The sequence below is a fragment of the Rubrobacter taiwanensis genome (assembly GCF_004337705.1).
Taxonomy (GTDB): domain Bacteria; phylum Actinomycetota; class Rubrobacteria; order Rubrobacterales; family Rubrobacteraceae; genus Rubrobacter_C; species Rubrobacter_C taiwanensis.
The window spans coordinates 52,101-74,282 of sequence record NZ_SKBU01000019.1 but is presented as its reverse complement, the minus strand read 5'-3'; the positions used below and the strand labels follow the sequence as shown (position 1 = coordinate 74,282).

At 67.9% G+C, this 22,182-nt stretch carries 26 protein-coding genes; 13 read left to right on the top strand and 13 right to left on the bottom strand.

From position 1 onward, the window contains the following. Nucleotides 1-78: 78 nt before the first annotated feature. From lipB to E0L93_RS11315, 6 genes are all read right to left on the bottom strand, one after another. Nucleotides 79-735 carry a lipoyl(octanoyl) transferase LipB gene (lipB, locus tag E0L93_RS11340; protein WP_132691990.1) on the bottom strand — a complete coding sequence of 219 codons (657 nt, stop codon included), beginning with the start codon at nucleotides 733-735 and terminating at the stop codon, nucleotides 79-81. Between the two features lie 2 nt (nucleotides 736-737). Further along, complete coding sequence (gene lipA, locus E0L93_RS11335; protein WP_165874317.1) at nucleotides 738-1,754, bottom strand: lipoyl synthase; 1,017 nt, start codon at nucleotides 1,752-1,754, stop codon at nucleotides 738-740. Between the two features lie 49 nt (nucleotides 1,755-1,803). Then, the gene (locus tag E0L93_RS11330) at nucleotides 1,804-2,292 is read right to left on the bottom strand and encodes a hypothetical protein (RefSeq protein ID WP_132691988.1); all 489 of its coding nucleotides are present in this window, start codon (nucleotides 2,290-2,292) and stop codon (nucleotides 1,804-1,806) included. A gap of 91 nt (nucleotides 2,293-2,383) precedes the next feature. Beyond that, nucleotides 2,384-3,787 carry a dihydrolipoyl dehydrogenase gene (lpdA, locus tag E0L93_RS11325; protein WP_132691986.1) on the bottom strand — a complete coding sequence of 468 codons (1,404 nt, stop codon included), beginning with the start codon at nucleotides 3,785-3,787 and terminating at the stop codon, nucleotides 2,384-2,386. Nucleotides 3,788-3,811: 24 nt separating this feature from the next. Then, nucleotides 3,812-4,669: a bifunctional DNA-formamidopyrimidine glycosylase/DNA-(apurinic or apyrimidinic site) lyase gene (gene mutM, locus E0L93_RS11320; protein ID WP_132691984.1), complete on the bottom strand. Its 858-nt coding sequence runs from the start codon at nucleotides 4,667-4,669 to the stop codon at nucleotides 3,812-3,814. Between the two features lie 34 nt (nucleotides 4,670-4,703). Then, on the bottom strand, nucleotides 4,704-5,447 hold the full coding sequence (locus E0L93_RS11315; protein WP_132691982.1) for an iron-containing redox enzyme family protein: 744 nt from the start codon (nucleotides 5,445-5,447) through the stop codon (nucleotides 4,704-4,706). A 131-nt stretch (nucleotides 5,448-5,578) separates the two neighbouring features. Between E0L93_RS11315 and E0L93_RS11310 the strand changes: the two genes are divergently transcribed. From E0L93_RS11310 to E0L93_RS11295, 4 genes are read left to right on the top strand one after another with little or no spacing between them, the layout of a single operon-like run. Further along, on the top strand, nucleotides 5,579-6,106 hold the full coding sequence (locus E0L93_RS11310) for a hypothetical protein (protein WP_132691980.1): 528 nt from the start codon (nucleotides 5,579-5,581) through the stop codon (nucleotides 6,104-6,106). 34 nt (nucleotides 6,107-6,140) lie between these two features. Further along, nucleotides 6,141-7,064, top strand: a complete 924-nt coding sequence (locus E0L93_RS11305; protein WP_132691978.1) for a diacylglycerol/lipid kinase family protein — start codon at nucleotides 6,141-6,143, stop codon at nucleotides 7,062-7,064. 8 nt (nucleotides 7,065-7,072) lie between these two features. After that, nucleotides 7,073-7,330, top strand: coding sequence for a molybdopterin converting factor subunit 1 (moaD, locus tag E0L93_RS11300; protein WP_165874316.1), 258 nt, complete (start codon nucleotides 7,073-7,075; stop codon nucleotides 7,328-7,330). Further along, nucleotides 7,293-7,775 carry a molybdenum cofactor biosynthesis protein MoaE gene (locus E0L93_RS11295; RefSeq protein ID WP_132691974.1) on the top strand — a complete coding sequence of 161 codons (483 nt, stop codon included), beginning with the start codon at nucleotides 7,293-7,295 and terminating at the stop codon, nucleotides 7,773-7,775. The genes moaD and E0L93_RS11295 overlap by 38 nt, the downstream gene beginning before the upstream one ends. Here the strand turns inward: E0L93_RS11295 and E0L93_RS11290 are convergent. Further along, entirely contained in the window at nucleotides 7,768-7,989 is a 222-nt protein-coding gene (locus tag E0L93_RS11290) for a hypothetical protein (protein WP_132691972.1), read from the bottom strand. The two genes, E0L93_RS11295 and E0L93_RS11290, sit on opposite strands and share 8 nt — an antisense overlap. A 106-nt stretch (nucleotides 7,990-8,095) precedes the next feature. Here E0L93_RS11290 and E0L93_RS11285 point away from each other — a divergent pair, with 106 nt between their 5' ends. Next, on the top strand, nucleotides 8,096-8,581 hold the full coding sequence (locus tag E0L93_RS11285; RefSeq protein WP_132691970.1) for an NUDIX domain-containing protein: 486 nt from the start codon (nucleotides 8,096-8,098) through the stop codon (nucleotides 8,579-8,581). Then, complete coding sequence (locus tag E0L93_RS11280; protein WP_132691968.1) at nucleotides 8,578-9,297, top strand: CPBP family intramembrane glutamic endopeptidase; 720 nt, start codon at nucleotides 8,578-8,580, stop codon at nucleotides 9,295-9,297. Before E0L93_RS11285 ends, E0L93_RS11280 begins: the two co-directional genes overlap by 4 nt. A gap of 3 nt (nucleotides 9,298-9,300) precedes the next feature. Here the strand turns inward: E0L93_RS11280 and E0L93_RS11275 are convergent, their stop codons facing one another. Then, complete coding sequence (locus E0L93_RS11275) at nucleotides 9,301-9,963, bottom strand: SDR family NAD(P)-dependent oxidoreductase (RefSeq protein ID WP_132691966.1); 663 nt, start codon at nucleotides 9,961-9,963, stop codon at nucleotides 9,301-9,303. Between the two features lie 74 nt (nucleotides 9,964-10,037). On the opposite strand from E0L93_RS11275, the gene E0L93_RS11270 reads away from it, so the two are divergent. Further along, entirely contained in the window at nucleotides 10,038-10,448 is a 411-nt protein-coding gene (locus E0L93_RS11270) for a PGPGW domain-containing protein (protein WP_132691964.1), read from the top strand. Between the two features lie 5 nt (nucleotides 10,449-10,453). Here the strand turns inward: E0L93_RS11270 and E0L93_RS11265 are convergent, their stop codons facing one another. Both E0L93_RS11265 and E0L93_RS11260 read right to left on the bottom strand, forming a co-directional pair. Next, a complete protein-coding gene (locus E0L93_RS11265; RefSeq protein ID WP_132691962.1) occupies nucleotides 10,454-12,016 on the bottom strand; it encodes a peptide ligase PGM1-related protein in 1,563 nt (520 codons plus the stop codon). A 368-nt stretch (nucleotides 12,017-12,384) separates the two neighbouring features. Beyond that, a complete protein-coding gene (locus E0L93_RS11260) occupies nucleotides 12,385-13,782 on the bottom strand; it encodes a class II fumarate hydratase (protein WP_132691960.1) in 1,398 nt (465 codons plus the stop codon). 93 nt (nucleotides 13,783-13,875) lie between these two features. On the opposite strand from E0L93_RS11260, the gene E0L93_RS11255 reads away from it, so the two are divergent. The 4 genes from E0L93_RS11255 to E0L93_RS11240 all read left to right on the top strand — a co-directional run bounded on the left by E0L93_RS11255 (nucleotide 13,876) and on the right by E0L93_RS11240 (nucleotide 16,414). Continuing rightward, nucleotides 13,876-14,457 (top strand): DUF1802 family protein, encoded by a 582-nt coding sequence (locus E0L93_RS11255; protein ID WP_132691958.1) that lies wholly within the window; start codon nucleotides 13,876-13,878, stop codon nucleotides 14,455-14,457. A gap of 16 nt (nucleotides 14,458-14,473) precedes the next feature. Then, nucleotides 14,474-15,073: a tetratricopeptide repeat protein gene (locus tag E0L93_RS11250; protein ID WP_132691956.1), complete on the top strand. Its 600-nt coding sequence runs from the start codon at nucleotides 14,474-14,476 to the stop codon at nucleotides 15,071-15,073. Next, entirely contained in the window at nucleotides 15,070-15,705 is a 636-nt protein-coding gene (locus E0L93_RS11245; protein WP_132691954.1) for a tetratricopeptide repeat protein, read from the top strand. The genes E0L93_RS11250 and E0L93_RS11245 overlap by 4 nt, the downstream gene beginning before the upstream one ends. Nucleotides 15,706-15,823: 118 nt before the next feature. After that, nucleotides 15,824-16,414, top strand: a complete 591-nt coding sequence (locus E0L93_RS11240) for a hypothetical protein (protein WP_132691952.1) — start codon at nucleotides 15,824-15,826, stop codon at nucleotides 16,412-16,414. On the opposite strand, the gene E0L93_RS11235 is transcribed toward E0L93_RS11240, so the two are convergent. Continuing rightward, nucleotides 16,411-17,262 carry a methylated-DNA--[protein]-cysteine S-methyltransferase gene (locus tag E0L93_RS11235; protein WP_132691950.1) on the bottom strand — a complete coding sequence of 284 codons (852 nt, stop codon included), beginning with the start codon at nucleotides 17,260-17,262 and terminating at the stop codon, nucleotides 16,411-16,413. The two genes, E0L93_RS11240 and E0L93_RS11235, sit on opposite strands and share 4 nt — an antisense overlap. A gap of 223 nt (nucleotides 17,263-17,485) precedes the next feature. Here E0L93_RS11235 and E0L93_RS11230 point away from each other — a divergent pair, with 223 nt between their 5' ends. Together E0L93_RS11230 and otsB are read left to right on the top strand one after the other, a co-directional pair. Next, on the top strand, nucleotides 17,486-18,505 hold the full coding sequence (locus tag E0L93_RS11230; RefSeq protein WP_132691996.1) for an SIS domain-containing protein: 1,020 nt from the start codon (nucleotides 17,486-17,488) through the stop codon (nucleotides 18,503-18,505). Nucleotides 18,506-18,565: 60 nt separating this feature from the next. Continuing rightward, the gene (otsB, locus tag E0L93_RS11225) at nucleotides 18,566-19,363 is read left to right on the top strand and encodes a trehalose-phosphatase (RefSeq protein ID WP_132691948.1); all 798 of its coding nucleotides are present in this window, start codon (nucleotides 18,566-18,568) and stop codon (nucleotides 19,361-19,363) included. Nucleotides 19,364-19,367: 4 nt separating this feature from the next. Here the strand turns inward: otsB and E0L93_RS11220 are convergent, their stop codons facing one another. Both E0L93_RS11220 and E0L93_RS11215 read right to left on the bottom strand, forming a co-directional pair. Then, nucleotides 19,368-20,843 carry an alpha,alpha-trehalose-phosphate synthase (UDP-forming) gene (locus E0L93_RS11220; RefSeq protein ID WP_132691946.1) on the bottom strand — a complete coding sequence of 492 codons (1,476 nt, stop codon included), beginning with the start codon at nucleotides 20,841-20,843 and terminating at the stop codon, nucleotides 19,368-19,370. Between the two features lie 44 nt (nucleotides 20,844-20,887). Continuing rightward, entirely contained in the window at nucleotides 20,888-22,129 is a 1,242-nt protein-coding gene (locus E0L93_RS11215) for a glycosyltransferase (RefSeq protein WP_132691944.1), read from the bottom strand. Nucleotides 22,130-22,182 lie beyond the last annotated feature (53 nt).

Here is a 22,182-nt window from a genome sequence, read left to right as displayed (position 1 = left end):
CCGCGCCCGCGCAAGTAACGCCCGTTCTCCCCGTCAACCCTGCGCTCAACAGGTTATCGGCAGAAAAGCGCGGAGACTTTAATCCACTCCGAAGACCGCCCTGAAGTGCCGCACGACGCCGCGCTCCACGCCCTCCAGATCAACCCTCCGGCCGAGCTCGCGCTCCAGGCTGGTGACACCGTACTCCCGGATGCCGCAGGGCGTCACCCGTTCGAACCAGCGCAGGTCGGTGTTGACGTTGAGCGCGAATCCGTGGGAGGTGACCCAGCCCGAAGAGAACTTCACGCCGATGGCGGCTATCTTCCGGTCCTCTATCCACACGCCGGTGTAGTCCGGATGGCGGCGCCCCTCCAGCCCGAACTCCCCGACGGTCCGGATGACAACCTCCTCCAGATCCCGGAGGTAGCGGTGTGCCTCCCGGTACTTAAGCCGGATTATCGGGTAGCCGACGAGCTGGCCCGGTCCATGGAAGGTGACGTCACCGCCGCGGTCGATCCAGAACACCTCCGCCCCGAGCGACCGCAGGTACTCCTCTCCGGCGCCTAAGTTGGAGGCGTCCCTGGCAGAGCGCCCGAGAGTGTAAACCGGCGGGTGCTCCAGCAGGAGCAGGGTGTCCGGTATCTCGTCCCGCCGGCGCTTGAGCACGAGCTCCCTCTGGAGCTCCCACGTTCCGGCATACGGCTGGAGCCCTGGCAGGCGCCGGACCTCCAGCCCCGTCCGCCTTTGCAACTCCATCTCTACGCGGGCGCCGTCGCGCGGCGGGCATCCTCGGTCTGCTCGTGGGCGTGGTAGGAGCTGCGCACCAGCGGGCCGCTCTCCACGTGCCTGAACCCTAAAGACAGCGCGTACTTCTTGATCTCCGCGAACTCCTTCGGGGTGTAGTAGCGGCTCATCGGCAGGTGGTTCTCCGTCGGCCTGAGGTACTGCCCGACGGTCACGATATCCACCTCGTGTTCGCGCAGATCCCGGAGTGTCTGGTGGATCTCCTCTTCCACCTCCCCGAGCCCCACCATGAAGCCGCTCTTGGTGAGCCCGGCCGGGTTGAGCTCCTTGGCGTAGCGCAGCACCTCTAGAGACCTTCCGTACTTCGCCTGCGGCCTGACCGCCCCGTACAGCCGCGGCACGGTCTCTATGTTGTGGTTGAAGGTGTCGGGCCGGGCCTCCATGACCGTCCTGATAGCCTCCCGGTCCCCCTTGAAGTCCGGGGTGAGCACCTCCACGGCACAGCCCGGAACCTCCTCCCTTATGGCCCGGATGGTGGCCGCGAACACGCTCGCCCCGCCGTCGGGCAGCTCGTCGCGGTTGACGGAGGTTATGACGGCGTGCCTGAGCCCCATCTTCTTCACCGCGTCGGCCACCCGCGCAGGCTCCCCGAGATCCAATCCCTGCGGCTTGCCCGTCAGCACGGCGCAGAACCCACAAGAGCGGGTGCAGACGTTGCCCAGGATCATGAAGGTCGCCGTGCGGTTGTTCCAGCACTCCCCGATGTTGGGGCAGCGGGCCTCCTCACAGACGGTGTGGAGCTTGAGGCCCCGCATGGTCTGTTTGATCTCCCGGTAGCCCGGCCCGTCGGGCACCTTCGCCTTCAGCCATTCGGGGCGTCCGTGCCGCCCCTTCTCCTGCCGGAAGGGCAGATACTGGGTCTGAGTGCCGTCCGGCGGCGGGGGCACGGGCCGGTCCTCCCAGCGGTGCCGGACGGTGTAGGTCTTCTGGCCGCCCTCCAGGACGTTTATCTCGATCTTCCTGCGAGCCACAACGCTCCTCTCCCGCTCTCAGCTCTTCCTCTCGTATCTTACCGCACCGCTACCGGCGCTTTGTGACCTGTATCGCCGAGAGCGGGACGAGCACGATCCCCCAGCCCTCCCGCGAGCTTATCCGGCCGTACTCGAACTCCGTGCCGCCTCTCCGGAACGTGACGCGGCGTCCGCTATCCCGCGGATAATCGGGGTCGTAGACGTAGATCCGGCAGACTCCCTCCCCCCGCTCCAGCCGGTACGGGACCGCGGCGTGCGCGCGGCGGAAGTAGAGCGGGAAGCGCGTGTTCGGCCGCGGCCCGAAGCAGAGGAGGTGCGGGTCTTCGGAGTCCGGCAGCCGCAGCCGCGCCGGAGCGTACTCCGGCTTGCCGCCCAGGGAGCTCAGCCAGTACCGCACGGTGGCCCGCACGCAGCGCGGGCGATACTGCCGGGCTTGCCACTCCCGGATGAGGGCCAACAGCTCCGGGTCCGGCGGGCGCTCGGCTAGCGGCGCTCCGGGGTAGCGCTCCCGGTAGAGGGCGAGCGAGAGGGCGGCCATGCCGAAGCACAGGCCGCCCCCGTGGAGAGTCCGTCCGGAGCGGACCGGATTCCGGAAGCCGAAGCCGTCCCGGCGGGGATCGTAGGGGCCTCTAGAAGTGAATCGCCCGGCCCTCCGCGGCCATCGCCGCCTCCGCGAAGCTCTCTGAGAGCGTCGGGTGCGCGTGGACGGCCATGGCTATCTCCTCGGGCGTGCCCTCGACCAGCTTGGCGAAGACGCCCTCGGCGATCAGGTCCGTCACCTTCGGCCCGATGGCGTGCATCCCGAGCAGCAGGTTGGTCTCGGCGTCGGCGACGACCTTCACGAAGCCGTTCGGGTCGCCCTCGATGAGCGCCTTGCCGATGGCCCGGAACGGGAACTTGCCGACCTTGACCTCGTATCCCTCCTCCTTAGCCTGCTCCTCGGAGAGACCGAAGGAAGCCACCTCGGGCCGGCAGAAGGTCACGCGCGGGATGAGGTTCTGGTCTATGGGATGCGGGTTCTCGCCGGCCATGTGCTCGACGGCGACTATGCCCTCGTGCGAGGCTGCGTGCGCCAGCCAGTATCCGCCGACCACGTCGCCCGCGGCGTACACGCCGTCTTCGGCGGTGCGGTAGTACTCGTCTACCTGGATTATGCCCCGGTCGTCCACCTCGACCTTCGTGGCCTCCAAGTTCAGGTTCTCGGTGACCGTCCTGCGCCCGACCGCCACCAGCAGCATCTCGGCGTCGAGGGTCTCCTCGCCGCTGCCGGTGTCCGCGCTGATGGTCACGCCGCTGTCGGTCTTCTTGAGGCTCTCGGGGTCCACCTTGGTCCCGGTCAGCACCCGGATGCCGCGCTTCTCGAACGCCTTCTTGAGCTCGGCGGAGACCTCCGGGTCCTCCAGCGGCACGATGCGGTCCAGGATCTCGACGATGGTGACGTCCACGCCGAAGTCGTTGTACATGCTGGCGAACTCGACCCCGACGGCCCCGCTCCCCAGAACGATGATGGACTCCGGATAGCCCTCCATGGTGAGTACGTCGTCGCTGGAGATGATCCGCTCGCCGTCGAACTCCAGCCCCGGCAGGGTGTTGACGGCCGAACCGGTGGCTATGAGCACGTTCCCGGCCTCCAGCTCCTGCTCGCCGTCCTCGCCTTGGACCTTTATCTTCCTGGGCTCGACGAAGCTTCCCACGCCCCGGTATACGGTGACCTTGTTCTTCCTCATCAGGCCCTGGACGCCCTTGCGCAGCGTGTCCACGACCTGATCCTTGCGCTTCGAGGCCCGGGCGTAGTCGAGCTCTATGCCGCCCGCGACCACCCCGAAGTCCTTGCCGTGCCGGACCTCGTTGAGGAGGTTGGCCGTGTGCAGCAGCGCCTTGGTGGGTATGCAGCCCCAGTTGAGGCACGTCCCGCCGAGATACGGTTCCTTCTCCACCAGAGCGACGCTCATGCCTAGCTGGGAGGCCCGGATCGCGGGTACGTACCCGGCGTTCCCGCCCCCGATGATTACGAGATCGTACCGCTCAGCCACTCCGCAACACTCCTTTCACGCAACTTACAACAATGTTAACGCCTCGCCATCCCCCGGACCATCCTCCGGCTGGCAGGCGGGACAGAAGTGCGTCGGCCGCCCGCCCACCTTCGCGCGCGCCACCTCCCCACCGCATTCGGGACAGGGCTCGCCGTGCCGCTCGAAGACCCGCAGGTGGTGCTGGTGCCCGCCGGGGCGGTTGAGTACGTCCCGATACAGGCGTACCGTCGTCCCCCGGTGCTCGATTCCGGCGGCGAGGTTCTTGCGGATCGCGGCGTGCAGCCGCTCCCACTCGGCCTCCGTGAGCGTGTTCGCCTTGCGCCGGGGGTGCACCCGGGCGCCGAAGAGGATCTCGTCGGCGTAGATGTTCCCGATCCCGGAGACCACCTTCTGGTCCAGCAGCAGGGGCTTTATCTGCGCCCGCCGGCTCCCCACCTTCTCCCGCAGGCACCCGGCCGAGAACTCCCCGGAGAAGGGCTCGGGTCCGAGATCGGCCAGCCGCTCCTCAAGCTCCTCCCGGTTCAGCACCCGGGCGCGGGTGAACTCGGTCTGGTCCCGCAGGAAGAGCCTCCTACTCCCGTCCAGGTAGAGCACGAGCATGACGTTCTTCCGGGGCTCCTCCACCGGCGGCACGAGCAGGAGCTGCCCCCCGATCTTGAGCTGCAGCACGAGCGCGTCCCCCGAGTCCAGCTCGATGATGAGGTGCTTGCCCCGGCGGCGGGCCCCGGTTATCCGCACGCCCTCCAGCCGCCGGACGAACTCTTCTGCCCCCGGCCACTCGACCAGGCTGGAGTGGAGGACCTCGGCCCGCTCCACCCGGGAGCCGGCGACCAGCTCGCGCAGGTCGTTCTTTATGGTCTCCACCTCCGGCAGCTCGGGCATGAGTTTATCTTACCCGGATTCGCCGGAATCTCCCCTAACCGCCCCGGGTTCTGACCGACGAAGACGCGCCGGTCCGCGGGGCCGGTTCGCGGTAGACGGCGCGGTAGATGCCGTCCATCATCCTCCTGCGGGCGTCCAGCGAGCGCATCGCTCCCTCGCGGACCCGGCCCTGCCCCTCCGCGTCTTCGGCGTAGGGCGCGACGGCGTCCATCATGATCCGGGCGTGCTCTACGTCCATGATGACGTGACTGGTGAAGATCTCCAGGTCGGGTTCCGAGAGTTCTGTGGCTTTTCTCAAGCCCTCGCAGAGGCGGACGTAGATCGGCGGCACCGGCCACTCGCTCGCCGGGCCGAGAGCTCCCAACCCGAGCCGAATGTCCGGGTCCCGGCAGATCCTGTAGTGCTCCTCAATGAACGCCTCCACCTCCGGCAGGGTCTCAGGAGCCGCCCACTCCTCCTCCGTTATCCCGAGCGCCCGCATGAAACGCCGGTACAGGGCCGGATGCGTCCGCTCGGGGTCCAGCTCTCCGTATTCGTCGAAGAGGATGCCGGCCAGAGCCAGCTGCAGCGGCTCGTCGTCCCGGGCATTGGAGATGACCGCCGCCAGATACAGCCGGCTCACCCGGATGTGCCGGTAGTAGTGGATGGCGAACGCCCGCACGCCTTCCTCGTCCACATCCCCCTCCCCGAAACGCTCCAGGAAAGGGTGGGTCAGAGCCGGATGGGCTATGACCTCCCGCTTCAATCGCTCCAGAAACTCCCGCGCTTCGACAGACATCTCACCCCCGTTCTTCCGCTTTCGTACATGATATCCGGTCGGATGCCTCCGCAGCCCCGCCACAACCGGAAAGCGCGCGTTTGCAGGAGATTCGGGGGTGTTTTCCGTCCTCCGCGTGGTAGAATCCGTACATGAAGCAACGGCGCGAAAACCGGCAGGAGTGGCTCTCCCGGGCGCGGCTGCGCGACGAAGAGCGGCTGGACCCCCACCTCTACGAGCGGGGGATCAACGGCCTCACGGTCGCCGAGGCGACCGAGCGAGCGTTCCCGCGCGTGATGAGCATCCTGGAGCGCAGCGGGGAGCGGTACACCGAGTTCGAGCGGCAGCTCGTCCGCCAGACCATCCGGGCGTGCCTCATAGCTCAGGTCAGCCGGGCGAACCTGTACCGGATCGCGGGCATCCTGGTAGCCGACCGGCGCGACGAGGGCGCTCATCTGGGCCGGTCGCTGGCTCTGGCGTACGTCTCGGCCCTGCGGGAGGCCTTCCTGCACGGCCTTTCGGTGGGAGATCTCGTCGAGACCCCTCTCGGGGCCGGCGAGGTGCGCTACGTTGCCGAGGACGGCGATAACGCCGTGGTGAAGCTGGCCGGCGGGCGGGAGATCTGGCTACCGGTGGCGCATCTGAACCGCATCGGCGAGCCGAATCTCAAAGCCGGCTGACCGGTTTCCGGCGCATCGGGTAAACTTCATTCCCATGGCGGTCGTCCCCGAGGTGCGCGTGATCTGCAACCCGGCCTCCAGAGGAGGCTCCTGCAACCCCGGGATCTTGCGTCCGCTGCTGGAAGAGTTCGGGCCGGAGTGGGTAGTTACGGGGCGCCCCGGAGACGCCGCGGCGGCGGCGCGCGAGTGGGAGGAGGGTCTGCTCGTGGTCGCCGGGGGCGACGGGACCGTTAACGAGGCGGTCAACGGGCTGGGGATGGCCGGTTTCCCGGAGGGCGTGACGCTGGCCATCATCCCGGCCGGGACGGGCAACGATCTGGCACAGACGCTCGCGATCCCGCCGGACCCGGAAGAGGCGGTTGAGATCTTGCGCAAAGGTCGCCTCCGGAGGCTGGACGCGGCGCGTATCCGGTTGCGGAGCGGCGGCGAGCGGTTCTTCGTCAACGTGGCCAACGGCGGAGCGGGAGCCCGGATCTCCGAGGCCGTTGACAAGGAGCTCAAGAGCCGCTGGGGACGGCTCGCCTACCTGCGGGCCGCGCTGGAGGTCGCGCAGGAGTTCGAGCCCCGCGAATTACACCTCGTCCTGGACGGCGAGCGGCGCGATCTGCGGGCCATAAACGTCGCGGTCGGGAACTGCCGGTACGCGGGGGGCGGCTGGCCCGCCGCTCCGAGGGCCAACCCGGAAGATGGACTGCTGGACCTAGTGGTGATCGAGGACGTCGGGCTGCACGAGCTGCTGGAGCTCGGACCGCTGGCGCTCGCGAGGACCGATTACCTGGAGGCCGAGGGGGTCTTCTTCACCCGCGCGCGGGACGTCCTGATCGAAGCCTCGCCGCCGGATCTGGAGTTTACGGCCGACGGGGAGCCGCTGAGCGGGGAGCCGGCGGAGTTCGCCGTTTTTCACCGCGCGCTCGGCGTGGTGGTCGGGCTGGAGTACACGCCCGACGTGTTACCATAATGAGCGGCATGAACGGCACGAGAGCGGTGAGAGTGCTCCTCTTCGGAGCGGCGGCCGACCAGGCCGGGGCGCGCGAGCTGGAGCTTCAGGTGCGGGACGGCGCCACGCTGGGAGATCTCTGGAACGAGCTGACCGGCCGCTACCCGGGTCTGACGCCGATGGGCGACACTTTAGCGTTCGCCGTCAATCAGGAGTATGCGGGGATGGAGCGCCGGGTATCTCCGGGAGATGAGGTGGCGATACTGCCGCCCGTCTCGGGAGGTTAGCTTGTTCGCCATCGTCGAGGGGCCGCTGGTGGTCGGCGAGATAATCTCCGGGGCCTTCCGCCCGGACTGCGGGGCGGTGGCGACCTTCATCGGCACCACGCGCGAGGACGCGACCGAGGGTGCGAGGGTCGAATATCTGGAGTATGAGGCGTACCGGCCGATGGCCGACCGCAAGCTGGCGGAGATCGGCCGGGAGATAGCGGAGCGCTGGGACGTGCGGGAGGTACGCATCGTCCACCGCATCGGGAGGGTAGGCCTCGGAGAGCCGAGCGTGGTCATCGTAGTGGCGGCTCCCCGCAGGGGAGCCGCATTCGAGGCCAGCCGCTACGCCATAGAACGCATCAAGCAGGTCGTGCCGATCTGGAAGCGCGAGGTGTGGTCCGACGGGTACGTCTGGGTCGGCAGCCAGGTCGGGACCCGGCCGGCCGCCCGGGCCCTCAGATAGTTCCGGGCAGCACGAGCCCCAGACCTCCCAGTATGGAGATGGCGCCCAGCACCACCAGCACCCAGCTGGCCCGTCGGTCGGCGCCCTGCCTGAGCAGGTCGGCCCCCATTACGACCGCTCCTGCGGAGAAGAGCACGGGCCCTATGATCCAGGCCCCGAAGACGATGACCGCGAGCGGCCCCGCCGCGAACAGAGCTACCGATATCCACCACATAGACACCTCACCCCTTTAAACCTCATTCTATCTCATCTCTCCGGAAAGGTGTCGGGATAACCCGCTCACAACCGGTCTTCCTCCGGAGGATGTATACTCGGGCTCCATGGGCAAGATCCGCGCATCGCAGCGGGAGCTGGACTTCGGGGTCCGGGTCGGGGCCGTGGTCGAGAAAGACGGCCGGGTGCTGCTCGTCCGGCACGCCAAACCGGGGCTCGAGCCGTACTGGGTGCTGCCCGGCGGCCGTCTGGAGCCTCGTGAGACCATACCCGAGTGTGCCGAGCGGGAGGTCCGGGAGGAAGCCGGCCTGGAGGGGCGCTTCCTGGAGGTGCTCTACGTGAGCGAGTTCATCCGGGAGGGGCGGCACACGGTGGACATAACGGTCAGGTTAGCAGCCGGTCCGGGCGAGGCCCGGCTAGGCGGCGATCCAGAGGACACGGGTCAGCAGCCCACACTGCAGGAGGTGCGCTGGTTCGCGCGGGAGGAGCTCGCGGAGATCAACCTCCTGCCCCGGACGATAAAGCTCCGCATCCTCGAGGATGTGCTCGACGGCGGCGGAGGCGGCGGGGTATACCTCGGGAGCGGGTCTTGAGCGCGGGTCAGACGCTGCTGCTGGTGGTGCTGCAGAACGCCATCCTGCTCGCCCTGACGCTGGGAGCATTCTGGGCCGGGGTCTTCGTGCTGCGCCGGACCGGGCGCGCCCTAAGCTACTCCCTCTCGCCCCTCGGCCTCGCCCGACCGGCCGGGGGAATGCCGGTCGGGCTGGCGCTGGGCGTTGCGGTGGGTGTAGGGGCTCTGGCAGCGAGCATCCCGATCAATCTCGCCACCCGGTTCATCTTCGAGCGTATGGGCTATCCGGTCGAATCGACCGTTCAGGAACCTCTGATGCAGGGGTTGCGGGTCTGGATCTCGGAGAACCCCGCCGTCGCCATCCCGGCCGCGGTTCTGGTGGTCGTGATCATCGGACCGGCGGTCGAGGAGCTGGTCTTCCGGGGCGCGCTCTTCAACGGGCTGTACAGGCTGGGCAATCTCCTGGGGAGGCGACTGGGGGAACCTAAGGCGGGGCGGTCTGCGGCGGAGAAGGCTTCGTTCGCACTCGCGGCCGTACTGTCCTCGGCCGTCTTCGCACTGCTACATCTGGAGCCCGTGCTCCTGCCCGCCCTCTTCCTGCTCTCCGTCGGCCTCTGCTATCTGTTCGCCCGCACCGGCAGCCTGCTACCGCCGTTCGTGGCCCACGCCGTCTTCAACTCGTTCGCCACGATCGTGGTGATCCTGAGCGCCTTCGACCTGGTCTCGCCGCCGGTCTAGCCGCTACCGGCCGAGCTCGATCAGGTTCCCGGTCACGATCCCGGCCCTCTGGTCTACGAGCCACAGGATCGCCTCGGCCACCTCCTCCGGCAGGAGCCAGCCGGAGCGGTCGGCGTCCGGCATCGCCCGCCGGTTGGCCGGGGTGTCTATGATCGTCGGCAGCACGGCGTTTACGGCTATGCGGCGCTCCCTGAGCTCGTTCGCCAGGCTGCGGGTGAGCGCCATGAGCCCGCCCTTGGAGGCTACATAGGCGGCGACGCCGGGAGCCCTCCTCACCACCGAGGCGCTCCCCACGTTCACGATCCGGCCGCCGTCCGGCAGGTACCTCAGCGCCGCCCGGGTAACGATGAAGCTGCTCCTGAGGTTCAGCTCCATCATCCTCTCCCAGTCCTCGTCGGAGGTCTCGGCCAGCCTCCCCGCCCCAAAGCCGCCGACGAGGTTCACCAGCCCCCGGATGCTCCCGAATTCCTCCGCAGCCCGGCGCAGCGCACTCTCCACGGCTTCAGCGTCCAGAACGTCAGCCTTCAGAGCCAGCACTCCCTCTCGCGGCTCCTCCGGACCGCGGTAGGTGGCCGCCGTCGAGTACCCGGCCTCCGTGAAAGCGCGGACGACGGCGCGGCCGAGCCCGCCCGTCCCGCCGGTTATGAAGACGCTCTTTTCGGTCAACTCTCACCTCCCGAATCTCCTACGGCTCAATCCTGAATCCCCATGAGCCCTCTCAGGCGGTATATTCTCATGCCATGGGAGAGAGAGTGCGGCAGAGCTGGCGGAGCTTCCGGCACGGCAAGCCCGGCCGCCGCTTCCAGGACCGCTACTACCGCCGCCACCGGAGCGGCCGGTGGCGGCTGAGCGCGGCGGGCTTCCTGAACCTCGGTTTCGGAGCGGCGCTGGCACTGGCCGGCTTCTTCATGGTGCTGGCGCCCGGGCCCGGTTGGATCACGGTCTTCGTCGGGCTGGCCCTAATCTCCGGCGAGCTGCTGCCCGTAGCCCGGTTTCTGGACCGGCTGGAGGTGCGGCTGAGGGAGATAAGCCGGGAGCTCGCTACCCTCTGGATCAACGCCTCGGATGTGACGAAGGCCGGTATGCTTCTTTCCGCCCTGGCCGGTCTCGCCACGCTCGGGTATGTGGCCTTCCACCTGCTCTCCGGCTAGGGTCCCTACCACCGGGCCTCACGGTCCAGAACCGCGACCGTCTCCCGGTAGAACTTCGTGGCGCTCCCGGGGCTGTCCCCGATGCAGACGGTGCCCAGCTTACCGTACTCAGAGAGCGCCCCGATCAGGTGGAACACCACTCCCTGCTGAGCCGCGCTGTCGAAGTGCAGGCCGTGATCTACCGCGATGTCTACGAGGTCGTCGGGGGTAAGCCCTCTGTATTCCGGACTCTGGAGGTTGTCCGAAGCGAAGTAGTAGCACGGCTTTCCGGCCGGGGTGCGGTACAGCCCTTCCTCGGGGTCGTACTTCCCATCGGTCAGGAACTGCAGCATCATGTACGGGTGGGTGGTGCCGCCCTTGCGGAGGTTGATCTCGATGGCGTAGTGCTCCCAGCGCACCCCGCGCCGGACGGAGATGAAGTCTATCCCGAAGCGGCCCAGTACCCCGCGCCGCTTCAGCACCTCCGCCACCCGCCGGCCCATCTCCTGAATCTCCCGGCCGTACTCCGCAGCTGCAGGGAACGAGCAGCCCAGAAAGACCTGCCCCGAGGGGCCGCCCAGGACCTGGTCGTGGGTCGAGATCACGTGCACCCCGCCGAGCGGGTCTATGCGGCACTGTACCGACGGCGAACGGATCTCCTCGCCCCCCGCAGCCTCCACGAAGCTCTCGACGATCCCGCCCATCTGCGCGAACTTCTGCCGGTAGCGCTCCCAGGTCTCGCCGCCCGCCTCGAACCGGACCCGGCGCGGCAGCTCATCCCGCACCCAGCGCGCGAGCTCCTCCCCGCCCTCCGGAGCGCCGTCATAAGGGAAGACCGCGTTCCCCTCGCCCGAAAATCCCTCGTTGAGCTTTATCACGGCGCGCCGCAGCCGGGGGTTCTGCCGCCTCAGCTCCACGAGCGCCTCCGCCACCTCCGGCTCGTCCCGCAGGTTCTCAAAGCCGGCCGGTACGGGCACCCCGGCCTCCCGGAAAGCCTCCCGGCCGCCGCTCTTCGTGCCCAGGTAGTTCAGGGCCGGGTCGCAGCCGTAGAGCGGGATGTCCAGCCGCACGGCGAGCGTCCGCTCCAGCGGGGTGGAGTTGAAGCAGGCCATGTGCGCCGTCCGGACGTCCGGGATCGCCGCCCGGATACGTTCTACCAGCCGGGGCCGGTCCAGAATCTTCTGCGTCAACGGCACCCGAGAGGCATCGTAGCAGCTCAGCATGGTCAGCCGCCGCCGGGCGTGGCGGAAAGGTATGCCCGGCAGGAGATGCAGGTAGTAGTCGACTATCGGGGAGGCAATCTGCTGGCTCGTGACGTAGACGAGCCGGCCCCGCGGCAGCCGCAGCAGCATCAGCATGCACAGCATCCGTTCCTCGTAGTGGTGGACGCCCGAGATCTTGGCCAGCTCCTCCGCGTCCAGCGAGAGACTGGGGATCACGACAACGGTCCTGTCCGCGCGCGGGTTCGAGAAGACCCCCTCGAACACCGCCGGCATCCGGGTCTGAAGCTGCGCGAAGCGCCGCAGCTCCTCCGCGGAACCGGGAGCCGGCACCTCCGCCCCGGATACCCGGGCGTCGAGAACGCTCATCGTCCTCTCCCTTCACTCCGCCAACCGGCCAGCATCGGATAACGGAATATTGCCCGGCGAGGCCGAACGCAAACCCTCCGGCCCTGCCTGTAATTTAGGTTACATTACGCGGGTGGGGACGGCAATAGCCCGTGCGAAGCGTTGTTCTGCCGGACCGGAAGCCGGGTATGACCTCGCTTTCAGAGAGGATGACGGCGTCGGCGGGTGACCTGCAGACGGTCACCCGTCGCTGGCGCGGGTTGATAACGACCACCATCCTCGCGCCGGCATTCAGCCGGTCGAAGATCTTCCCCCTCGACATCCGCGCAGGTATCGCCGGGCCGGGTGCCGGGTAATTAACAGCGGCGCGCCCTCAGGCCGGGCTCGGCTTATACCTCCGTCATCTTGCGGGCGTCGAGGAGGCGGTCCAGCTCTTCCTCCGAGAGGTCCGTCCTTTCGCGGGCGAGCTCGCGGATGGTCTTGCCGGTCCTGTAGGCCTCTTTGGAGATCTCGGCCGCCGCGTCGTAGCCGATCTTGGGTGCGAGCGCGGTGGCGAGCATGAGCCCCTGCTCGACCAGCTCGGGACCGCGCTCGGTGGCCCGCAGCCCGGCGACGCACCGGTCGGTGAAGTTGTTGGCGGTAGTGGAGAGGATCTTGATCGACTCCAGAAGGTTGTGCGCCATCACGGGCATCATCACGTTCAGCTCGAAGTTGCCGCTCTGCCCGCCGGCGGTTATGGTGGCGTCGTTGCCCATCACCTGGGCGGCGACCATGGCGGCGCTCTCGGCGATAACGGGGTTGACCTTCCCCGGCATTATGGACGAGCCCGGCTGCACTTCTGGCAGGGCGATCTCGGCGATACCCGCCCGCGGCCCGCTGCCGAGCCACCGGATGTCGTTGGCGATCTTCATGAGCGAGACGGCCACGGTCTTCAGAGCCCCGCTGGCGAAGACCACCCCATCGAGCGCGCTCTGAGCCTGGAAGTGGTTCTCCGTCTCGCGCACCTCGACGCCAAACCGCCGGGAGAGCCGCTCGCAGACCTTGGCGGCAAACTCGGGGTGCGTGTTCACGCCGGTACCGACCGCCGTGCCGCCGAGAGCGACCTCGGAGAGCTCCTCCCGGGCGCGCTCCACCCTCTCTATGCCGCGCTCGATCTGTCCGGCGTAGCCCCGGAACTCCTGGCCGAGCCGGATCGGGGTCGCGTCCTGCAGGTGCGTCCGGCCGGTCTTCACCACGCCGTCAAACTCCTCGGCCTTCCGCTCCAGCGCGCTCCGGAGCTTCTCCAGCCCCGGCAGCAGGTCTTCCTTGATGGAGATCAGGGCCGCAAGATGTATGGCGGTCGGGATCACGTCGTTGGAGGACTGCCCTCTGTTCACGTGGTCGTTGGGGTGGACGGGGTCTTTGGAGCCCACCTCGCCGCCCAGGATCTGGATGGCGCGGTTGGCGATCACCTCGTTCGCGTTCATGTTGGTGGAGGTCCCGGAGCCGGTCTGGAAGACGTCCAGCACGAAATGGTCGTCCAGCCGGCCCTCCACCACCTCCGCGGCGGCCTCTACGATGGCGTCCTTCAGCCGCCCGTCGAGCAGGCCCAGCTCGTGGTTCACCTCGGCGGCTTCGAGCTTGATCGCCCCGAGCGCCTGGATGAAGCGCCGCGGGAAACGCAGGCCGCTGATCGGGAAGTTCTCCAGCGCCCGGCGCGTCTGCGCCCCGTAGAGGGCGGCGCTGGGCACCTGCACCTCTCCCATTGAGTCGCGTTCGATCCTGTACTCCTGCGACACATCCGTCATCTCTTACCCTCCTGAGGAGATCGAAGCCCTCCCGGCAACATATATAATCTCTTACAGCACACGCGGACACCCATTATACGGGAGGTGCAAACCTTGAACCCTCTACGCCACGCTCTCAAGGAGTGGGCGGTCGCGATCCGGGCGATGGAGCGCGGCCTGACGGCCCTCGCGGTGCGCAAGGGCGGCATCCGCGAGAAGGCGTTCGCGGTCGAGCGCGAGCGCTTCCTGCTCTTCCCGAGCTACGAGCACCAGAACCCGGAGCAGCTCAAGCCCGGGTTCCACGGCATCCTGGAGGAGACGAGAGGCGGCCGGGACGACGGTCCGGTGCGCTTCACCTCCTTCGCCGAGGTGCACCGGGCGTACGAGATCTCGGACGAAGAGACCCTGCAAGCGCTGGACCCCTACCACGTCTGGACGCGGGAGTACGCCGAGAGCCGGCTCAAGTGGCGCCCGAAGAAGCCGCTCACCATCCTGGTGCTCAGGAACTACCTGCTGCCGGAGCCGGTGGAGATCCCCTACAGCGAGAGCTACGGGGGGTGCAAGTCCTGGATCCCGCTGGAGCGCGGGATCCCGGTCGAGGGAGCCCGCCCGGCCATCGGCGACGCGGAGTTCGAGCGCCTGACCGCCCCCGCGCTGAGGGTGCTGGAGACCGCGAAGGCGGCGCCGGTCGGGTAGCCATGAGGAGGGCCGCATGAACTACACCATCTTCTTCCTCCTCATCGCCCTCCTCATCTTCATCGGCTACCGCTCCGTCGTCTCGGCGAACGGGGATCTGGTGCGCGCCCGGGCATGGGGCGAGGTTGCGCGGCGGATGCTGCCGTTCGGCGGCATCCTGCTGATGGCCGCCACGCTGCCCCTGATCCAGAATCCGCCCGCCGACTGGGTCCCCCTGACCTGGGCGGTGGCGATGGGAGCCCTGATCTTGCTCTGCAACATCTTCTCCATCCCCTCCGGGGAGCGCAAAGCGGCCCGGGCCTTCCGCAAGGGCCGTTACGAGGAGGCCGAACGGCTTTACGAACGGCTGGGCCGGGAGAAGCCCCTGGCCCGCTACCACGCCTTCCGGGGAGCGGCGCTCGCGGCGGCCGAGCGCCACGAGGAAGCCCTGCAGGCCACCAGCCGCGCCATCGAGATGGACCCTGAGTACGGGATCGCCTATTACAACCGGGCGATGAACTACCGCAAGATGGGCCGCAAGCGCTCGGCCCTGGCCGACTTCAAGAAGGCGCTGGAGGTGGATCTCCCCCGGCGCTTCCGCAAGGTCAGCCGTCAGGCCATCGAGGAGCTCTCTTGAGCCTCTGGATCCCGGCCGGTATAACGGCTGCGGTCCTCCTCGCCTTCGGCGCCATAATCGGTCGTCAGAATCGCGACCTGCTGCGCGCCCAAGCCTACGGGGAGTTCGCCGCACGCCTCGTGCCGCTGGCGATCGCCGGGATCCTCGTGCTCTGGCTGCCCGTGATCGTGAACATGGCGCGCCCGGACCGGGCGGTCCCGGTGATGCTCGTGTATATGGCGATGACCGTGATCTTGGTCTCCCTCGCCGCCCGCTCGGTCGCCGCCGAGGAGCGCAAGGCCGGCAACGCCTACCGCAAGGGCGACTACGAGCGGGCGGTCGAGATCTACCGCGAACTCGTGCAGCGCAAGCCCCTCCCCCGCTATTACTGCGCGCTCGGCGCCAGCCTGGACGCCACCGGAGACCACCTCGGGGCCGTGGAGGCCACCTCGCAGGCCATCAAACAGGACCCTGAGTTCGGCCTCGCCTACTACAACCGGGCCTCCTCCCGCGCAGCTCTGGGCCAGAGGAACCCGGCCATGGAGGACCTGCGCGCCGTCCTGCGGGCGGACAGCTCCCGGAAGCTGAAGCAGGCCGCACTGCGGGCCCTGGAGAGCCTGGAGAAGAACGAGCCGCTCGACGGCAGCACCTAGAGGATGTATATAATGGCTTCCGCCGACCGTGGCAACCCGCGGAACCTTACACGGAGCGTGACTTGAAGCCCCCGAACCCCAACAGAAGCCAGAGCGAGCCGACCTCCGGAGACGCTTCTTGAGACGCCCGCCGGATGAGGAGCTGCGGGATTTCCTGATCCGGCTGGGCGGCGCAGAGCCCCTCGACGAGAGCTCTCTCGACGGCAGCCCCCGCGCCCGGGAGGCTCTTCGCGTCCAGAACAGCGAACGGGACACCCTGCGCAACGCGACCGCGCTGGGTGCGGGAGGCTTCCCGCTCCTCGTCCTGCTCGCATACGCGCTGGGCCCCGACGGCCCCCTGATCTACGCCCTGGGAGCCGTCTTCGGCACCGCGCTCGCCTACTTCATCCCACCCCGGCCCTTCAAGTCCTTCGCGGGCGGATCTCCCGCCCGCATCCGGCCCACGCCACAGAGACTCCTGACACCCGACGAACTCTACGTATCCATCTTTCTGCAACGGGACCGCAAGAACGCCTGGATCTGGGGCACGTTCTGCGTCCTGGCCGCCCTCCTGGCCGCCCTGCTGAGCGGCGACGGCCTGCTCGGCAGCGGCCTCCTGCAGACGGCGGCCCGGATCGCCGCGTTCGCCGGCGGAGCCGCCTGCACACTCGGGTTCGCCCACGCCGCAAGCCTCTGGCGCGCCCGCCTCATAATGCACGAGAGGACCTAACCGGCCCGCAGCGCAGCCTCGCGCGCAATCATCGCCCGCTTCCGAACCGCCCCCCACCGGTAGCCCCCCACCGCTCCGGTGCTGCGGATGACCCGGTGGCAGGGAACTATATACGCCACCGGGTTGCGGGCCACCGCTCCGGCGACCGCCCGCACCGCATCGGGACGCCCCACGCTCCCGGCGAGCTCCCGGTAGGAGACGAGCCCGCCCGGCGGCACCCGCAGGAGCGCCTCCCAGACCTTGATCTGGAAGTTCGTGCCCCGCAGAAAGAGCCGCAACGGCTCCCCGCCCATCTGACCGAAGATCCGCTCCACCACAGGACCGGTGAGCCCGGAATCCTCCCGGAGAACCGCGGCCGGCCACTCCCGCCTCAACTCCTCCAGAGCCTCATCACGCCCCCCCTCCAGAAAGGAGAGCCAGCAGACCCCGCGCCGAGTGAGCCCGATCAGACACTCCCCGAACGGCGTAGCGTGAAAGCCACAGACCATCTCCACACCCCGGCCCCGCCGCCGGTACTCCCCCGGAGTCACGGCCTCACAGGCGACGAACAGATCGTGCAGCCGCCCCGGCCCCGAGAGCCCAGCCCCGTACGCAGCCTCCAGCACACTCCGCGACTCCAGCAACCCCTTGGCATGCCGGAGCGTCAGAGACTGCACGAAACGCTTGGGCGAGACCCCGGCCCACCGCTTGAAGACCCGCTGGAAATGATACTCGCTCAAACCGACGGCCCGGGCAACCTCGCCCAGATCCGGCTGCCGCCGAAAGTTCTCCACCAGATACAAGATCGCCCGCTCCACCCGCCGGTAGTCCTCAGACCAGCTATGACGTACCCCGTCTTTGGCCCACATGCCCGCTCACCTCCTTACGCCAGAGAAAGATATACGCCAGCCCCCGCCTCCACCACCCGATTCTTGCCATCCCCCCTTGCAGCCCCCCTTACTCCCTCATATCATGTTGTCTATACCATTTATGCGGGGTTCTCTGCTGCGCCGGTTCGTGAGGGGGATGGCGGGGTGCTCCGATCGGGCAATCTGGAGGTAGTGGAGTGAACGGGGGTGGGTTGTGAGCAAGATGCTCCGGGAGATACACGAGCAGCCTGAGGTGCTCGGGCGCGTAATCGAGGAGGGGTGGGGAGCGGTACATGCGGCGGCGCGGGCGCTGCGCACCCGGGGGTTTCGCTCGGTCATGATCGCGGCCCGGGGCACTTCGGACAACGCCGCTCTGTATGCCAAGTATCTCTTCGAGGTCAATCTGGGCACTCCGACGGCCCTCGCTTCGCCTTCGGCCTTCACCATCTACGAGAGCGAGATGAATCTCGGCGGGGTTCTGGCCGTGGGCATCAGTCAGTCCGGGGAGAGCAGGGACGTACTGGAGACGGTACGCCGGGCGGGTGATCTTGGGGCTGCGACCCTCTCCCTCACCAACGACGAGGGCTCCGCGCTCGCGCAGGCCGCGGAGTTCCACCTCCCTCTGCGGGCGGGGAAGGAGGAGAGCGTTGCGGCGACCAAGACCTACACCGCGGAGCTGCTGACGCTCTACCTGTTCGTGGAGGCGCTCAACGGGCGGGCGACCCCGGGTGGGGCGGTCCGCGAGCTGCCGGAGCAGGTTCGGGCGGGGTTGAAGCGCGGGTGGGAGGGAACGGCCCGCTACCGCTACGCTGACTATCTGGTGGTCACCTCGCGCGGCTACAATCTGGCAACGGCTCAGGAGGCGGCCCTCAAGCTCATGGAGACCTCATACGTGGTAGCGCAGGCGTTCTCCGCTGCCGACCTCCGGCACGGCCCGATAGCCATGATCGGTCGGGACTTCCCTGTGATCGCGATCATCCCCCCCGGCCGGACGCGTCCGGGGATGGTCTCCCTCGTCCGGAGCCTCAGGCAGCGGGGGGCCGACGTTGCGGTGGTCTGTGATGAGGAGGGCCCGGTGCGGGAGGCTCCCTGCGGTTTCCTTCTGCCCGGCCCGTGTCCCGAGGAGCTCTCGCCCGTGCTGTACGCCGTGCCGCTACAGGTGCTCGCCCACGATCTGGCACGCCTCAAGCGCCTCGACCCGGACGCGCCCCGGGGGCTCAGCAAGGTCACCGAGACCTGGTAGTCGGGTGGCGAACGCGCGCATCCTTGCCGCCGCTGCGCGCCTGGCGTATCCTCAACCTGCATGAGCGAGAGAGCGTGGCAGAGGCTGGAGGAGTGGAGCCGGGATCTGCCGTCCGTCGGCGTCTTCACCGACATAGACGGTACGCTGGCCCCCATAGTTCCCACCCCGGACATGTCCGAAGTTCCGGAGAAGCTGCGGAGCACCCTCTCCATACTCGCCGACCGGTGCGCAATCGTGGCCGGCGTCAGCGGCCGGACGGCCCGCGACGCCTACGACCTCCTCCGGCTGGACGGCATGGTCTACTTCGGCAACCACGGCTTCGAGCTGCTGCGCGACGGCGCGATCTGGGTGATACCTGAGGCCCGGCCCTACCGGGAGACCGTCGAACATCTGGAGCGCCGCTGCCGGGAGGAGCTGGGACCGCTGGGAGCGTTCGTGGAGAGCAAGGGGATCACAGCCTCCATCCACTACCGCAACGTACCGCCCGAGGTCGGCGAGCGGTGCCGGGAGTTCGTCACCCGGGAAGGGGAGCGGCTGGGGCTCAGGATCACGGTCGGCCGCGGCGTCGTGGAGGCGCGGCCTCCGGTGAGCGCGGACAAGGGCACGGCCGTCCGCAGGCTGGTGGAGGAATACCGGCCGAAGCGGGCACTCTTCGCCGGCGACGACACGACCGATCTGGACGCCTTCCGGGAGCTGCGCCGCCTGCGCGACACCGGCGCGTTGAAGGAGGCCCTGATCGTCGGGGTCGAGAGCGAGGAGGGACCGCCGGAGATAGTGCGGGAGGCGGATCTCGTCGTGGACGGCGTAGAGGGCGTGGGGAGCGTGCTGAGGCTGCTGGCCCGCGGGGCGGCCTCCTGAGCCGCTACTCCCTCACCGGATGCCGCCGCATGTACCGCCGGATGTCCTCGAACTGCGCCTCGACCCAGTCCTCGATGGTATTGGAGAGGACGGTCTCCTTGAGAGCTGCGGCACGCCTCTTTCGTTCTTCCTCGGACATGTTAAGCGCCCGGTAGATGGCCTCGGCCTGCTCGTCTATGTCGAACGGGTTGACCGTCAGAGCGTGCTCGCCGAGCTCCTCGTGTGCTCCGGCGTTCTCCGAGAGGATGAGGACGCCGTTTTTGCGGTTGACCACCGCCGACTCCTTGGCGACGAGGTTCATCCCGTCGAAGACCGGGTTCACGAGGATGGCGTCGTAGTTGCGGTAGGCGGCCACGGCCCGGGGGAAGTTGTCCTCCATCGAGAGCTCGATGGGCTTCCAGCCGCCGGTTCCGTGCGCGGCGTTCACCCCGGCTATCACGTCCTGGATCGTCTCAGCGTATTCGGCGTACTCCCGGATGTCGCCGCGCGAGGGCTGCAGCTGAGCCAGGAAGGTCACCTCTCCCCTCATCTCCGGGTGCCGCTCCAGCATCCTGCCGTACGCCTGAAAGCCGCGCACGATGTTCTTGGAGAGGTCCATCCGGTCCACCCGGACCAAGAGCCTCCCCGGCAGCTTCGAGACGTACTCCCGCTCCTCTCTGAGCACCTCATCCCGCTCCGAGATCTCCTCGAACTCCCCGGCGTCTATGGAGATGGGGTACGCCCGCACCCAGACCTCGCGTCCCCCGTAGCGCACGGCACCCCTCCCGAAATCTACCTCGGCCCCTAGCAGCTGCGAGACGGTATCCAGGAAGCTGCGCGCGTAGCGCCGGGTGTGAAAGGCGAGCACGTCCGCCTGCAGGAGGCTGTGCAGCAGAGCCTCCCGGATGTCGCGGGGCAGGATGCGCCAGTAGTCCGGCTGCGGCCACGGTATGTGCACGAAGAGCGAGAGGAAGGCCGCCCGCCGCAGCCGCTCCCGCACCATCAGCGGCGTCATGTAGAGATGGTAGTCGTGCAGCAGCACTATCGGGAAGCGGTCGTCCTCCCCGATGACCTGCGCCACGGCCGCGGCGAAGTTGCGGTTGACCGGGAGATACCCCTCCTCCCAGGCGCGCCGGGTGCTCTCCCCCAGCTCGGGCTGATAGGGCATGTTGTAGAGGTAGTGCTGAACGAACCAGAGGAGCGGATTCGCCATGTGGTTGTACATGAGGTTGTAGGCCTCCGGGCCATGCTCTACCAGCCTGACGCGCAGATCCTCGACCTCCACGGCGCTCTCCGACTCGCGCGCCACCGCCACGTCCTCGTCGGTCATCGCCGAGGCGATCCATACGGTATCCCGGCGGCGGGAGACGGCGGTCAGCGCCGTGACGAGCCCCCCTGCCCCGCGGGAGTAGGCGCGCTCCTCAGACTCTCCGTCCCGCTCGAAAGCGACCGGCCCCCGGTTGGAGACGATTACCAGCCGGCTCTCCTCACTGACCCCCACGGACTCACGCTCCTTCCAAACCCCGCGTCCGACAGGCTACCATCCTAGACCCCCAGCAGCTCGGCGAAGAGCCTCAACTCGTCGCGCAGCAGGCGCGGGGTGAGGAAGTGCCGGCGCACGTACTCCTTGCCCCGGCGGCCCATCTCGCGCGCCATCTCCGGGTCGTTCAGGAGCTTTACGCAGGCCGAAGCGGCCTCGGGTATGGAATCTACCAGCAGACCGGCGCCGGGCGGGACCTGCATCGGGATGCCACCCACGCGGCTGGCCACCACCGGACGCCCCTTCCAGAGCGCCTCGGTGACCACCAGCCCAAACCCCTCCCGGATGGACTTCTGGATCACGACGTCTGCCCGGCTCTGGAAGGCGTTGACCTCGATGGAGCCGACGTTGGTGAGGTTCGAGAACAAGAAGATGTCCTCGTCGCCGGCGGCGTGCTCGACCGTCCTGTTCCAGTAGTCCCAGCCCTCGGGGTCGTCGTGCGCCATCGACCCCACCAGGACGAGCTGGATCTCCGGGACCTCCTCCTTCACCATCCGGTAGACGTCTATGACCCCCATCGGGTCCTTCCAGGGATCGAAGCGGGAGACCTGCAGCAGGATGGGTCTGCTCGCATCGACCCCGAACTGATCCACGATGTAGTGGGCATCCTCCGCGGGAAGGGCCATGTTCTTCGGCGAGAGCGGATCTATGGCCGGGGGTATGAAGACGGGCTTCTTGAAGTCGACGCCCGGCGGGGCATAGCTCTCCATGGTGAAGACCTGGGCATCGTAGTCGAGGAGATACGGCAGCAGGTATTCCATCACCTGCCCGTTCGGGGTCGAGGTGTCTATGTGACACCTCCAGATCCACTTCCTCTCTTCGGAGATGTGCTCCGCGAAGTGCCTGAGAAGCGCGGGCTGAGGGTCGTGTATGAAGAAGATGTCGTACTCGTCCTCCAGCGCCGCCGCCGACTGCCGGTTGTACTCCTCGTAGATGGCCCGGTCCTCGATGGTCAGCTCGAAGGCGGATCCCTGCAGCGCGTTGTGGAAGCCCTTGGTGACGTTGAAGAACGCCTCGGCTCCGAACATGACCTCCCACTCGCACCCGAGCCCCACGTCCCGCATCAGGGGCACGAGCGTGTAGAGTATCTCCGCCACCCCGCCGCCGAAGGCCGTGGCGTTGACGTGCAGCACGCGGGCACCCTCCAACCGTCCCGCCAGCTCGGCAACCTCCTCGTAGAGCTCACGGGGTATGATGCTCCTGTAGTCCGCGAAGGACTTGTGACCCGGATTAACCCGCTGCAGCAAGCCGTCTCCCGCCGTGTCGAATCAGCAACGCCAGGCAGATCATTTTATGCCGG